Consider the following 13,673-nt stretch of genomic DNA (forward strand, 5'->3'; position numbering starts at 1 on the left):
TTGTGGTTAAAAACATTGTACCGTAAAAGGGCTGTTACATGGCCTTTTATCTTTTACACAATTATATGGACTTTATCTGCTTTAAGCATTCAAAAAAATGAATGAGTTGTTCTTTCGTGTAGTACTGTAACTTTTTTTCTTTTTGTTGCGCTCTTGGTAAAATTGTTTTTGCCATTGGGTTGTTATTCATCAATTCCATTGCCTCGCCATATCGCATAATTTGAGCTGTTACTTTCCTAAAATATGGATATTGTTTGTAGCCTTGCTTAAACCACTTGTTAACGAGGGTTTGGCAGTAAACAACGGTAATATCATGCAATAGATAATTGCCTAAATAAGGCAAGACATGTTTTTCTACAAAACGTCTATTTAAAGCGATCGTAGAAGGTTTTACATTTAAGCGATGTTGAGCTAACCACATCTCATATAAGTCTTTAAATGTCTTTACTGATTCATCTCTCTCAACGCCGTTTTCCTCAACGTCTTTTAATAGGTTCGCTAGCGCTATTTGTGCTTGTTTCTTCGTTTTAAAGCCTTGTCGCTTACGATAAACATTTTTCCCTTTGCTATTCTTTCCTACGTAAACATTAAACATATAGGCGGTTGTACCATCTTTTTTTGTATACTTTTTAATCTGTGTCATGTTTTTCTCCTATCTACCACCATGCCATAGTGTAGATATGTAAAAAATATATGTTTAGAGATGAATGAGCATCTCACGTAGAGTTTTTTTACAAGAAAGAAAAAAATTAAAAGAATATGTGTCCCTCCTTCACAAATCAAAAGAAGCTTTACTACTAGCGAAATTTACTAGTTGTGACACCTTGAATATTTAGCAAAAAAGTATTATTTGAGATGTTAGAATCATCTGAAATATTTAAGAGTTTAATCATAATATTTTGCAAACCAATCGAAAAACTCTTTGTTAATATTTTGATTGATAGCTGTTGTTTTGTTTAAAAAAATTTCGTTTGCTTCTACAGGGCTAAGTAATTCCCGCCCATTATCTATAGTATAACTATAAAATAAATTGCCAGTGTACAGATCATTTATAAAATATATATTTCTAGTTATTTCTGTTATTTTCTTTTTGTCTGTTTCAGCAACCATAGAAGACATTAATTTAACAATGCTAGACATATTATCTATAATTCTAACTTGAAATTCGCTATCTTTTTCGTATATCAACGCATTAACGAAATTTGTAATATCATCAATCAGAAAATTTAAAAAGAACAATACTTCGTTTTCTTCGTCTGTACTGTTTATTTTTTGTTCTATCATATTACTTATTTTTCTTTTCAATAGCTCGTTCACTTCGTTTCTTTCATCTGAAATACCCATAATATACGAGGTGGAAACATCAAAGAAATCTGCTAGCTTTTCCCAGACATCTAACTTCGGTTGTCTATCTTCCCGTTCGTAATTTCCTAACACTGAAGCACTCATACCTACTTTTAAGCCTAATTCTCTAAGGGAATACCCTTTTTCTTCGCGCAATTGACGAAGTCTATTCATTGCAAAACACCTCCTTTATCAACTAGTATACTGGCTACATTTTGAGATATCAACAAAAATAAAAAAACGTTTTGTTGTTGACTCCTTTTCGTTGTTGTTGTAAAATTTTGACAACGAATTGTTATCGATTCTATGGAAAATAAACGAGGTGTTTACATGAAAGCAAATGCAAAAATCAGAGAAAGAATTGAATCAAATCGTATTTTATATTGGGAGGTAGCGGATAAAGTCGGTATTGCGCAAAGTAATTTATCTGTATGGTTACGAACAGAAATGCGTGATGATCGCAAAGCACGAGTAGAAAAAGCGATTGATGAGTTGTTAGCTGAACGGAAAGCGTAGCAACACCGGAAATATCGGGGCTGTTAAAAGGGGTCGATTTGGTCGACACCTAATAAGTGTACTTTCAGGTACGGTTGTTAATTATCCCCACAAGTGGGGATGATTGTTTCCCAAAAAGTTGGGAAGAAAGGAGGTGTAGAGATGACTGTAGCCGAACCGCAGAAATTGCAATTAGAAGTAAGCCACACGCTGGCAAAAGAACAATTGAATGGTATTTATCAATGTATCTATCAAACGATGTTACAAGCGATTGAAGACGCTCGTAGAGATAGCGAGCTGGATCGTGACTTGATGATGAGTAAAGCGGAATGTCAGAGGTTTCTCAATGTTTCTAGTGATTATTTCGAGGAATTGCTGGCGATGGGATTGCCACAAGGCAGAACGCTATCATCTCGCAAGGTTGTTTATAGTAAACGTCAAATACGAGCTTGGTTACTAGAAAATGATTTATAAAACCACCATGCCAGAGTGTAGCAGTAATCAGGCAAGCACATAGTTTCGTAAAACAAATAGTCGTGAGATGACATCTCACAGAAAGGATAATTTTATGAGTATGAAGATAGAGATATGGAACGGGCATAAAATTCGCTTTGTCTATGTAAATAATGAATGGTATGCAGTGGCAAAAGATGTAGCAGAGGCGCTGGGATATGCAGAAACAAGAAATATGATGAAATTAGTTCCTAGCCAGTATACCGTATCGTGCAAATTGGACGATTCGATAAATACAAGGATTCTCGTATCTGAGTTTGGAATTTATAAAGCAGTATTTGGCAGTCATAAGCCAGAAGCAGAAGTATTTCAAGAATGGGTTTTTGAGGTCATTAAAGAATTACGTCAATCATCAGGGCTTGAAGGTTTCCAAGTTTTTCGCATGTTAGATAAGGAACATCAAAAAGAAGAGATGAGACGGTTATCACAAGCGTTTATTGATGATGTACCTGTTAATCATATTGTAGCTAACACAATCGCCAATAAAGCTATAGCAAACAAATACGGACTTTCTAAGATGATTAGTAAAAGTGAGATGTCTTCGGAGATGTTAGCAGATCGTCAAGCGATTTTATCAGAGATTATCGATTTAATGATTATTAGAGAGAAGTATGGCTTGAAGTTTTCAGTGAGTGAAAAAATTTATAATCGCTTGTCTGGAATGCAAACCGCATAGGAGAAAACAAACATGTACAAGAGAAAAGAAAAAGCCTTTACTCGATTAGTCTTGGCGGACAGAGTAAAAGGCAGGAAAAGTAGGGAACATCCCTATATATCTTTTCTCTAGTATAGCACATTGACAATAGAATAAAAGCATGCAGTTTATATTTTTGGGAAAGTGCTTGACTTATCGGAACTCAAATATTAATATGTATTTGTGGAACGCAAAAAGTAGGTGATGAGATGAGTCCACGCATTGGCAGACCTAAAAAAGAAAATCCTTTGAATGTTGATGTAAAAGTCCGTATTGATAAAGAAACGGACGAAAAAATAAAAGCTTATGCTGAAAAGCACGAGCTTACTCGAACTGAAGTCATCAGAAAAGGAATCAAACTTATTTTAGAGTCTGATAAATAAAAAGTACTCTCTAGCTGTTCGAACTTTGGACGGCAAGAACAACTAGAGAGCAGTGTACCGTATAAACGGCATGCAAATATAATATCACTGTATGCCTTTATACGTCAATGGCATGGCTTGTTTGCTGTGCGTGAAAGTATAAGGGTATTTTTCTATACCCTTATTCAAACAAACGAATAAGGGCTTTTTTGCGCCCTCAAAACTGGAGGAAATGCAAATGAAAAAATTAAATGAAATTGCTTATGAAGTGGTAGATTTACAAGCTCCCATGAAAGTGATTGTCAATTATTTAGATTGTATCAAGTTCCAAACTACTAAAGCTAAAAATAGTGAAGATGTAGCGTTAATCTTTCATAGTTTGGTGAATAATCGTGGTTTAGATAATGTAATAGGGACTCTAGAAATGCTAAGTGATCGAGCGGAAGAATTATCTGAACTTATCTTAGACTATTCTGATGTGGAGGGAACAGCCGATGAACAAGCGTAGAAATCTATTTTTGTTCGCTTTTCTTATTGGATCATTTACAAAATGGTTGCCGTTTTTTTTGTGGCTAGTATGTGTTGTTCCTGTAGGTGTTTATTTATATATAGGCTATGACTTTTATGTGGTGGAGCATGAGAACGGAGGCGTAAGCAATGGAACTAAGTGAAAAATTAATGGCTATTACACAAAAAAATGACGATGTATTAGAACGTTTAGAAGTTATTAACAAATATTTAGAGATGCTTCATTTTGCAGCGGTACTAGACAAAGAAGGCGTTGAAAGTTTATATGTTTCTTTCATGAACGAAGGTGGAGCAGATATTCTAATGGACAATATAAAAAGAGCAATCAATGCTTTAAGCGATAATTCTTTTGATTTAGTTGAAATTGCCGAATCAATGGAGGTAACAGAATGAATTTAGTCAAAGTAAAAAATAATCAAGTTGTAACAACTAGTTTGCATATTGCTGAAGTATTTGGAAAACAACATAAGCATGTTCTTGAAGCAATAGACGCTAAAATTCAATCGGTCGAAAATTCCGCCGATTACAAAAACATGTACGCTGAGGGCGAATACAAAGATTCTCGAGGCAGAAAACAAAGATTGTACTACATGAATCGTGACGGGTTTGCTTTTATCGCTTTCGGATTTACAGGCAAGAAAGCAGATGATTTCAAATTGAAGTATATCCAAGCATTCAACGAGATGGAAAACAGGCTAAGACAACGGCAAATACAGCAACCAGCTAACAATTTCCCAAAGTCATACGCAGAAGCTTTACGAGTTATCGCGAATTTAACCGAGAGAATAAAAAAATCAGATGATGAGTACATTCAGTTAAGCACAATGTACAGCGAGTTGAAGCGTGAGAAAGAAGAACAAGCGATCAAACAAGAGATAAAAAAGCATCTTGAAGAGCATAAACAGACATATAGTTTACAAGAAATCATTTCGCCGTATGGTTTCAAAGGGGTTAAGGGAGCTAATCTAGTCAATCAAATACTAGAGAATGAAAATCTCTTGCGAAAAAAACAATTAGCTAACGGTAAATATAAATGGTGTCTGAATGGTTGGGCTAAAAATAGGGGTTTTAAGGTCTATGTCAATGGTTTTCCTAAGTGGACAGAAAAGGGTAAGGAATACATCGAAAACAAGCTTGAGGAATTAGGATATACAAGAAAAGAGGTAGCAGAATGATAGAAGAAACGAAATATTTAACATTAGTGGAAAACCTTCCTTTTACAGATGAAAGAGTGAATAAACTAGATAGTTTAAGCAAGAAACGTGTTTACACTAATATATGGCTAAAATTGCAAATCATAAGTATTTTATATTACGAAGGCGGAGCAATACCGCTACATTGGCTTGAATTGTCAGAAAAGATACGCCACTCAATCAATGACATAAAAAAGACGGTAAGGTTGTTAGAAGAGTTAGGGCTGGCAGAAGTTACAGTATCTAATAGAAAATACTATGCTTTTGACCCTGAGATAGCAGACACACAAGAATTTCTAAGTATGCCCTCTCAAGCACAAAGTTTATATTTCCAACTAGGTATCCATGCTGATGAGAATGGCTATAATCATAAGCCGAAAGCTGTTGCTAGAATGGCAAATATTTCAGAAGAGTATTTACAAACGTTAGAGGAAAATAAATTCATTGTTTCAACTAACGACGGCATTAAAATGAATGATAGAGGTGTAGGAAATGGCGAATAGACGAATGTTTTCCAATGATATTGCTGATACAGATAAATTTCTTGAAATGCCACCGACCTCTCAAAGTTTGTATTTCCATCTAGGGTTGAAAGCAGATGATGATGGATTCGTAGCAAGTCCTAAGAAAATAGCTCGTGCTTGTTCATCGAGCGAAGAAGATTTAAAAATACTAGAAGATTCAAAATTCATCATCACGTTTCCTAGTGGAGTTATTGTGATAACTGACTGGCAATTAAACAATTATATACGTCAAGATAGATATAAACCGACTATATATGTTGAAGAGAAGAAGCATTTAATAACAACTGAGACAAAAGCATACCAATATCAAGAAAATGTTGGTATGTCATCTGGTATACCAATGGTCAACCAAATGGCAACCCAGTATAGCATAGAGCAGGATAGCAAAGAGCAGAATAGCATAGGGCAGGAGAGGTTAGGTCAGCATAGGCTAGCAAAGCATAGCAAAGAGCAGGTTAGCCTAGTGTCTGCTGATTGCACCACCAGCAACGAACCAACGTTTGACGATTGCTGTGGTCTTTACTGCGAAAAACATCCGCTAGGAAACATTGACCGTAGCACACTAAAAAGGCTGTACGACGAACATGGGGGCGCTAAGCTACATGAGGCAATACTCAAAACAATCAGCAATGGCGAAGTACAATCGCCGTTAGCCTATATCACAGGCATTCTAAACGATTGGAAAGCGAAAGGCTTAGAAACGCTTGAGGACATCAGGAACGAAGAAGAGGAACGTCAAGAAGAGATGTCTGATTGGGAATTTGGAGATGATATGCCGTTTTAAGAGCGTGGGGCTAGCGGTAGACGTTGATTTATCCTAGCCCAGCTTATTTTATCCTTGGCATTGAATAAAGCTTTGCTAAGCGCCTTACAGGCGGTCAGGGCAAGCCCTAACGACCCTTTGAGATGTTTTGGAGGTTGATTTTACATTTTTACCTCGTTTTGAGATGTGTACATTTATCTAAAATTAATTTTAAGGCGTCTAAAATCACGATAGCGACTTTTTAAATTGTTTGAGGTGTATTTATATATCTAGATGTCAAAAGCTCCTTAAAACGAATTTTAGAGGACTTAAATTGAATCGGGTAATTTTTAGTGAATAATCACTAGAAAAGAATGGCAAAAAAAGCTAGCTATAAAATGCTAATGGCAATGCTATTTTTACTGAATGATTTACTGGAGAATTTACTAGAAAATCTACTGGAGGAATTACAGTAAGCAGGAAAGTGAACATCAAGAGAGGTTGATATAGCGCTGTTGATAGCGGGTTTCAACGGTGATTTGAACAGCAAATGAACATCAACTGCACAACAAGTGAACAGCAAATAGTTTACAAGAAAGTGGCGCAGTAGTTTACAAGAAAGTTTATAACGTGAATGGCGCTGTATCAAGGGCTGAGATTAGTGGATTAATTCCGTCAAATTCCATCGTTAACGGGGTTAATGTTTGCATTAATTCTGGTAGTCATTTGGTAGACCGGTGGTATACCAAGTGACATACCGGTGGTATACCAACATTAATAAATGTTCAACAAAAATTAATATTAGTTTAATAAAACGAAAATGATTTATGTATACCAATTTAGTTTTTATTAGGATTAAAATAACAAATTTTTATAATGCGAAGGTGATTGGTAAATGATGAACCGTATTTTGTAGGGAAAGATGTGTAGATATTCTGACGCATCGAATTAGTGCATCAGGTTCTGATGGTGAACGATTCACTCTGTCAGGTCAAACTAGGGAAGTGCGAATATGTCATTTATAGGTTTATTACAAAAAAGCGAAAAAACTCAAAGCGGAAGACAGCAAACAGTTTATCGGTTTTTTCCGATAAAACGGATAAACCTGTTGGAGATGAAAAACATTGATTTTACCGTGTTGGGCAAAAATGTTCATGACGATACAGCATTCGGTAGGAATTTAAGAGCCACCTTACAATTTGTAATATACCTAACCTAAATTTTCGCCGATTACAAGTCAAATATCAATAGTAATCTGGCTGAGAGATGGAAAATAGATGAAACATTAGTTAGGTGGGACAGCTAAATGGATTAGGTTATTCCTCTGCTGATGATGTAACGATTCGTTAGGTCGTTAGTATACTACTAGTGAGGTTTTGGGAAGGTAACACTGCCCACATTTTTGTGGTCGTTGATTAAATTGTTCTTAATGTACGAGGACTTTAGGATATATTATCAGTTTTATCTATACGCAAAGAACCTAATAAAACCTTATTTTTTTATTTATTAGAGCCAAGTATCAAATAGCGACCTCGTTGAGAACCTGACAAAACCTGACATATTTCAGTTTAGGGTTTGCTAAATAAAAATGGGGTGGCAATTTGCCACCCCCTCACAAGTAGGTGAAAGACGTTTTTATTTATCAAAATATAAGGAGTGATGATCGAATGGAACAATTAAATATATTGGAGAGTGATGTTCTTGATCTTATCCCGATTGGGCAAGAAAGAAAAATTTCAATCAAAGAAATCGGGCAATTGTTAAATGTAGAGGAGAGAATCATCTATGAAGCTGTGAATAGCTTACGTAAAAAGGGCGTGCCAGTGTGTGCAAAGCGAAACGGAGAAAATCGAGGTTATTTCATCGCTACAACGGAAAAAGAGCGTATAGAGGGTTTATCAGCCTATAAAGCACAAGTAAAGGACATGACCAAGCTAATCGCTCAAATTGAGGAAGCAGACCTAGAACATTGGCAAGAGAATATAGGGAGGGCAAAATAATGGGAAATAGAATCATTTTTATCAATCAAAAAGGCGAAAGACAAGAAATGCAAATTGACGTTCGTTTTGGGGAGGTAATATTAAAAATTCAAGATAATGTAGTTACTTATAAAAGCGAAGTGTCAGGAGAAAAAATCATAAAAAAATAGATGTGTTTTATCATGAATTTATACCGAAAATGTTCTAATTATGGTATAATAACGACAAGCGAATAACAATGTCTGACTGGACAAACCAGAGGGCTACATTTTTCCATTTGTTTGGGGAAATGTAGTCTTTTTTATGCAAGGAGGTGAATGATGTGTCAAATTTAAACGTTAGGCAAAAAATTTTTTTGAGGGCTTTGATTGAATGTGGTAGTGTTTCTCAAGCGTGCGAAAAAGCGAATATACAAGAGCATACTGGGCAGAAGTACTTAGAAGATCATTTGTTTTTAGAAGTTTATCAGCGCTTAATGCGTAAGAGAATGAGGGAAGTAAATAATCAAATACAGAAAGCCTCTCAAAATGCTTTAAATGTATTAATAGAAATGATGAATGATCCATCTCAATCGCCCAAAATACGTATTGAATCCGCTGAGATTATACTTAATTTTGCGTATCATTCATTAGATAACGAAGAACAGAAAGGGTGTATCATATGAGTTTTAAAGGGGTAATTACAAAGTTAAGTGAGTTAGGAAATCAAGCAAAGAATATCAATGAGAATTTAAAGAAAGAGATTGACTTGAATCACCAAAGATATACAGGAGAGTATTGCCAACAAGCTAATGAAAAAGTGAATGCTGAGGCAAAAACGAACCTTGAAAAAATTCAAAAAACGGCGCAAGACTTAGTAGATAAAGAACTAGAATTACAACTATCAATAATTGATGAACATTATTTCCAAGATATTTCGTTAGAACAGTCGACTGAACTGGAAATGATTAGTAAAAGCAATGTTACTATTCAAGAAATGAGAAAATATTATGAAAAATTTTCAAATAATAAAGCTATTTTAAGATGTTTAGAGAAGATTTCAAATGATAAAGGGTATCGTGTCATCGGGCGCTCTTATTCAGGAGATATCGAACAAATAAACGGATTAAAGAATACTTTTCAGGACTTTGTGAATGCAATTGCTTCGGGAGATTCAATGCGTTTGCTTATTTCAGAACGTTTAGCAAATAGTGAAGTAGATAAATACACAAAGTATATGGAAAGAGCACCGGAGATATATGGTAGCCAATCAAATCATTAATAAGAATCATCCGAAAGAAAAAACAAGAAGAATCAATTGCATGCTACACGCTCTATTTCATGGTGATTATCGTTTAAATCGTTCTAAGGGAGTTTTCTATATTCATATACCTAAAAAGAAAGGTGCGCCATATGGAAACAAGAATGCAATAGGAAATAAAGGCGGTGGTGCTCCTTTAGGCAATTTAAACGCTGAAAAGACAGGGTTATATACTGATTTGATGTATCGGTGGCAAATGGCAGAAATCGAGAAACGATTGATTGAAGCTGATTGCTGGAGCAAAGAGGCGATAACCTATTATGCAAAAAAAGTAAAAAATGGAGAGATGAGAGTAAATTTCTCAAAACAAACTCAATGAAAAATGTAGTATGATAAAGTTATTAGTTCGTTTTGGTTGCGACTTGATTGTAACTATTGCAACCTTTCAAAGGTAACGTTGTGACCATCTGTTACCAAAAAATACTACAAAATACTACAATCTAATGAATAATGAAAGCGAGATGTTCTAATATGAAAACAGGTACAGTGAAATGGTTTGATAATAAAAAAGGCTATGGCTTTATTGCTGGAGAAGATGGAAAAGACATCTTTGTTCATTATACTGCGATCTTAACTGAGGGTTTTAAAAGCTTAGAAGAAGGTCAACCTGTACAATATGACGTAGTGGAAGGTAAACGAGGGTTACAAGCTTCAAATGTAACAGCATTTAAATAGATAATTATGCAGGCGTACAATATACGTCTGTTTTTTTGTTTGAAATATCATTGAACAAATCGGTGGCGTGAAAAATCACGAGTCCTATTTTTCGTCAGATGTGTCGAATCAAACAAAAGTAAACGCCTAAGAATACTCTCAGACGTTTACATTAGCAATATAGACCGCATTGAAAAAATTTCTATGGATATTATAGCATATGAGCTTTGTTATCTGTATAATGATTGCTGTAGAAAAGTGAAAAGATGGTGGCTAATCTCTTAATAAAGGGGTGATGCCTATGGTTCATAGCTTTATCCCTAGAAGGGAGTAGCGTGTGTCAACGTTTGAAGCAATTCAACTGATGATCGCTTTTGCGACTTTAGTTTTGCTGATAATTGACTATAAGGACAAAAAATAACCATCTAACACTTTAGCAGAGAGTAGATGGTTAAATCATTGAAATTAAGCTACCGTCTTTTTAACGGTTCTACATTAGAGGCGTGTTCCAGCACGTCTCTTTTCGTTTATTATAGCATGTATTAGAATAAAAACAATAATAAAAGACATCTCATGTAGAGATGCCTTATTGCAATCGACCACTGACTGCAGTACATAGAATATTGAATTGTAATCAAAGCTTCTTTTGTCAAGAGTATATCATATCCCCCTGTTAAGCAAAAGTAGCTGGAAGAGCATTTTTGGACTGGTGCGCCCCTTCTTTTACACAAATACCGCTTTTTGAGTTTTTTATATCCCCCCTCCTTAACTATCAAGTAATGCTCTTTTGGGAAACGGATATGGGAACTCTTTCCAATAGCGAGGACTTTTTGGAAAAATTTTTTCCTTTAGTTTGGTTAAATAGCGGAATATGAGACCTTTGAAATCAATATGGTAGCTAGGCGCAAAATTGTGCTGAGTAATGAAAGTAAAACCTAAGGTCAATCTGAGTGACCTTAGGTAGATGATAATACAATCACTATTTTAATTCTTAAAATTGATCATAGAAGATAAGGGACATCTCTTTTTAGAGATACCCCTTATTTATCATTGTTACTTTACCACTGAGCTTATATGCAATGAGCATAGCTTTTTCTTTTGATTCAAAATGCCACGCTTCTTTTTTGGAGTATGTGTATTTATAGTCAGGGGTGATGTAACCATGTAAAAAACAACTGCATACATTGTGCATCGCTCTTTTTTATCCTGTATTTTAATCTCTTTGGAAAGCGTTGTTGATCTAAGTTTCTTCATGATAATATTTTTATGAGAGGTGATTTTTTTTGATGAAAGAAGTTATATAACGAATATTTTTAATTATTATTGAAAAGTATAATAAGTATATGTTTAAAAGTGAAAGGTGAAATAGAATGAGTTCGTATTATTTTATTGTAAAAAAAGAAATATTGAATAAAAAACAGTTCTTGGGACTTGATTCAAAGTTTTCTTACTATTTTCTATGTGTAGTTGAAGTATTATTTATTTGTAGTTTCATCTCAAGTGTGAATAGTTCATCGACTATTAATAATGATAAAGAGGCTTATGCTTATCTTGCATTAATGTTTATCTGCTATACAGGAATGAAGCTACTAAACAGAAGTATTGTATCATCTAATTGGGAGAGTGCGTATAAATTACGTGATAAAATTACTGATAAGAATTTGGATAACTTAATTCAAGAGGTAGAACAGAGTATTAGAAACATAAAAAGATTTACAGAATGGGGCATTGGCGTATTAGTAACTCTTATTGTTTTAATATCAACATTAACATTAAACATTTTGTTGAAAGATATAGATATCTTTTTAAAAGTGATAGATAATACTATACTTAAGGAATTTTTTAAAGAAGATATTAAACAGTTTGAAGGATATAGTTATGACCTTTCCTCAGATATGATGAACCTTTTTTTTGACTTCTTTCTATTATTTAGTTCATTTGTATTTTTAGGTTACCTTATATTTTCCTCATTTTCGTTAGTAAAAAAACAAGTATTAATCACACTGTATGATATAAGATATATACGCAATTTAAATGAAGAATGTAATGAGGGAGAAAAAGAGGAAACTGGTTGTAATATGTAAAAGGAGTATTGATTTTTATAGTAAGTTAACTTTTTATGTATTTTGGCATGGTGGACTTTTGAAAAAGGTCTGTGCTTTTGTCTGTATCTGTAGTAAAAATTAATGGTTTTTAGTGGTAAGGTAAAATAGATAAAACCTTGATATAGCAAGCTTAAACACTACTAATCTAATTTGATTGTAACCCTAGAATTGAATGGAAGGGTCTGTTGGATAATAACTATTTCATTGCTCGAAACGTTGATATTAAAGCGTTTCGAGCATTTTTTATTTGTATTTTAATAGTTGGCTACGTTTGGAATTATTCGCCCATAAATTTTGCAAATCGGTCACCAGTTTTCTTAACAGATTGTGGTGTGACATGAGCATAGATATTCATGGTAGTTTTAATATCTTTGTGACCTAATCGTTCTTGTACTTCTTTTATCGAAGCACCACTTTCAAACAATAAGCTACAGTGGGTATGCCTAAATCCATGTGGAGTAATTTGAGGCTCCATGGGTGTCTTTTTGTAAATCCAGTCTAACCAATCGTTTACTACTTGGGGGTAGTACAACTTGTTTGTGTTTGTAGTGAAAAGAAACTGTTTTGGTGAATTCGTGTTATAGCCATATAAGATCATTATTTTCATTTGTTCTTGTTGCCAAATACGCAGTTGTTTAAGTGTAAAATCATCAAGCTGAATCGTTCTTGATGAATTTTTAGTTTTAGGTACTTGTAGAACTACTTGATTAAACTCGTCTTGAGCGATAGTTTTACCAATTGTTATTGTTTTATTGAAATAGTCTATATCTTCCCATTGAAGCGCCAATGCCTCGCTTTTACGCATTCCTGTATAAGCTAATAAACGGAAAAAAGTGTACAGTTTAACTGAATTATTTTCTTTAGTATTCTTTAAAAATAGTTGTAATTGATCTTTCGTATAAAACTTCAAGGGTTGTTCTTCTTCAATTTTTCTTGGAAGCAATGTTTTAGACATAGGATTATCTTTACAGACTTCCATTGCTACTCCAAATTTAAATATTTGAGCAGTTGTTTTTCTCAAGAAACCATATTGTTTTAATGTTTTGTGCCATTCATTAACCTGTTTTTGGCAATAGCTAACACTTATTTTATCCAATTGTAATTATAAATCCAGTAACAGTTAATTATACTAAAGTAAATATAAATGAACATGCTCAAGAATTAAGTCAAGTCCATAATCCTGTGTAAAATACTATACAATGTTTTACCGGTCTCTCATTGATCAAACTTAATATATTTTC

Annotated in this window: 19 protein-coding genes and 1 pseudogene; 17 read left to right on the forward strand and 3 right to left on the reverse strand. The window is 34.2% G+C overall.

Annotated elements, in window-relative coordinates:
- Window positions 1-61 precede the first annotated feature (61 nt).
- Together DVW83_RS13245 and DVW83_RS13250 are read right to left on the reverse strand one after the other, a co-directional pair.
- Window positions 62-643 carry an Arm DNA-binding domain-containing protein gene (locus tag DVW83_RS13245; protein WP_137239499.1) on the reverse strand — a complete coding sequence of 194 codons (582 nt, stop codon included), beginning with the start codon at window positions 641-643 and terminating at the stop codon, window positions 62-64.
- A 242-nt stretch (window positions 644-885) separates the two neighbouring features.
- A complete protein-coding gene (locus DVW83_RS13250) occupies window positions 886-1,518 on the reverse strand; it encodes a helix-turn-helix domain-containing protein (RefSeq protein WP_016631742.1) in 633 nt (210 codons plus the stop codon).
- Between the two features lie 156 nt (window positions 1,519-1,674).
- Between DVW83_RS13250 and DVW83_RS13255 the strand changes: the two genes are divergently transcribed.
- The 17 genes from DVW83_RS13255 to DVW83_RS13325 all read left to right on the forward strand — a co-directional run bounded on the left by DVW83_RS13255 (window position 1,675) and on the right by DVW83_RS13325 (window position 12,411).
- The gene (locus tag DVW83_RS13255) at window positions 1,675-1,860 is read left to right on the forward strand and encodes a hypothetical protein (RefSeq protein WP_025481740.1); all 186 of its coding nucleotides are present in this window, start codon (window positions 1,675-1,677) and stop codon (window positions 1,858-1,860) included.
- 141 nt (window positions 1,861-2,001) lie between these two features.
- Window positions 2,002-2,313, forward strand: coding sequence for a hypothetical protein (locus DVW83_RS13260; RefSeq protein ID WP_238699425.1), 312 nt, complete (start codon window positions 2,002-2,004; stop codon window positions 2,311-2,313).
- 94 nt (window positions 2,314-2,407) lie between these two features.
- The gene (locus DVW83_RS13265) at window positions 2,408-3,028 is read left to right on the forward strand and encodes a BRO-N domain-containing protein (RefSeq protein ID WP_308666265.1); all 621 of its coding nucleotides are present in this window, start codon (window positions 2,408-2,410) and stop codon (window positions 3,026-3,028) included.
- Window positions 3,029-3,255: 227 nt separating this feature from the next.
- Entirely contained in the window at window positions 3,256-3,429 is a 174-nt protein-coding gene (locus DVW83_RS13270) for a CopG family transcriptional regulator (RefSeq protein ID WP_071856341.1), read from the forward strand.
- A 217-nt stretch (window positions 3,430-3,646) separates the two neighbouring features.
- Window positions 3,647-3,916: a hypothetical protein gene (locus DVW83_RS13275; protein WP_071856342.1), complete on the forward strand. Its 270-nt coding sequence runs from the start codon at window positions 3,647-3,649 to the stop codon at window positions 3,914-3,916.
- A 149-nt stretch (window positions 3,917-4,065) separates the two neighbouring features.
- Window positions 4,066-4,329, forward strand: coding sequence for a hypothetical protein (locus tag DVW83_RS13280; RefSeq protein ID WP_104660661.1), 264 nt, complete (start codon window positions 4,066-4,068; stop codon window positions 4,327-4,329).
- The gene (locus DVW83_RS15695) at window positions 4,326-5,111 is read left to right on the forward strand and encodes a Rha family transcriptional regulator (RefSeq protein WP_238699426.1); all 786 of its coding nucleotides are present in this window, start codon (window positions 4,326-4,328) and stop codon (window positions 5,109-5,111) included. The genes DVW83_RS13280 and DVW83_RS15695 overlap by 4 nt, the downstream gene beginning before the upstream one ends.
- Window positions 5,108-5,632, forward strand: a complete 525-nt coding sequence (locus DVW83_RS13290; protein ID WP_104660660.1) for a phage replisome organizer N-terminal domain-containing protein — start codon at window positions 5,108-5,110, stop codon at window positions 5,630-5,632. The genes DVW83_RS15695 and DVW83_RS13290 overlap by 4 nt, the downstream gene beginning before the upstream one ends.
- A complete protein-coding gene (locus tag DVW83_RS13295) occupies window positions 5,622-6,437 on the forward strand; it encodes a DnaD domain protein (RefSeq protein ID WP_104660659.1) in 816 nt (271 codons plus the stop codon). The genes DVW83_RS13290 and DVW83_RS13295 overlap by 11 nt, the downstream gene beginning before the upstream one ends.
- 1,625 nt (window positions 6,438-8,062) lie before the next feature.
- Window positions 8,063-8,395, forward strand: coding sequence for an HTH domain-containing protein (locus tag DVW83_RS13300; RefSeq protein WP_104660657.1), 333 nt, complete (start codon window positions 8,063-8,065; stop codon window positions 8,393-8,395).
- A complete protein-coding gene (locus DVW83_RS15085) occupies window positions 8,395-8,544 on the forward strand; it encodes a hypothetical protein (RefSeq protein WP_154212938.1) in 150 nt (49 codons plus the stop codon). The genes DVW83_RS13300 and DVW83_RS15085 overlap by 1 nt, the downstream gene beginning before the upstream one ends.
- Before the next feature lie 152 nt (window positions 8,545-8,696).
- Window positions 8,697-9,038 (forward strand): phage replication protein, encoded by a 342-nt coding sequence (locus tag DVW83_RS13305; protein ID WP_137239501.1) that lies wholly within the window; start codon window positions 8,697-8,699, stop codon window positions 9,036-9,038.
- A complete protein-coding gene (locus DVW83_RS13310) occupies window positions 9,035-9,634 on the forward strand; it encodes a hypothetical protein (RefSeq protein WP_104660655.1) in 600 nt (199 codons plus the stop codon). The genes DVW83_RS13305 and DVW83_RS13310 overlap by 4 nt, the downstream gene beginning before the upstream one ends.
- Window positions 9,612-9,992 carry a hypothetical protein gene (locus tag DVW83_RS13315; RefSeq protein WP_104775852.1) on the forward strand — a complete coding sequence of 127 codons (381 nt, stop codon included), beginning with the start codon at window positions 9,612-9,614 and terminating at the stop codon, window positions 9,990-9,992. The genes DVW83_RS13310 and DVW83_RS13315 overlap by 23 nt, the downstream gene beginning before the upstream one ends.
- Before the next feature lie 152 nt (window positions 9,993-10,144).
- Window positions 10,145-10,348 (forward strand): cold-shock protein, encoded by a 204-nt coding sequence (locus DVW83_RS13320; protein WP_137239503.1) that lies wholly within the window; start codon window positions 10,145-10,147, stop codon window positions 10,346-10,348.
- A gap of 316 nt (window positions 10,349-10,664) precedes the next feature.
- Complete coding sequence (locus DVW83_RS16165) at window positions 10,665-10,748, forward strand: putative holin-like toxin (RefSeq protein WP_369886505.1); 84 nt, start codon at window positions 10,665-10,667, stop codon at window positions 10,746-10,748.
- 949 nt (window positions 10,749-11,697) lie between these two features.
- A complete protein-coding gene (locus DVW83_RS13325; protein ID WP_137239505.1) occupies window positions 11,698-12,411 on the forward strand; it encodes a hypothetical protein in 714 nt (237 codons plus the stop codon).
- Between the two features lie 298 nt (window positions 12,412-12,709).
- Here the strand turns inward: DVW83_RS13325 and DVW83_RS13330 are convergent.
- Window positions 12,710-13,534 (reverse strand): annotated as a pseudogene (locus DVW83_RS13330) (tyrosine-type recombinase/integrase); the annotation flags it as partial.
- Between the last annotated feature and the right edge of the window lie 139 nt (window positions 13,535-13,673).

The organism is Enterococcus sp. VV15, assembly GCF_005236045.1.
In the GTDB taxonomy this organism is placed as follows: domain Bacteria; phylum Bacillota; class Bacilli; order Lactobacillales; family Enterococcaceae; genus Enterococcus_B; species Enterococcus_B durans.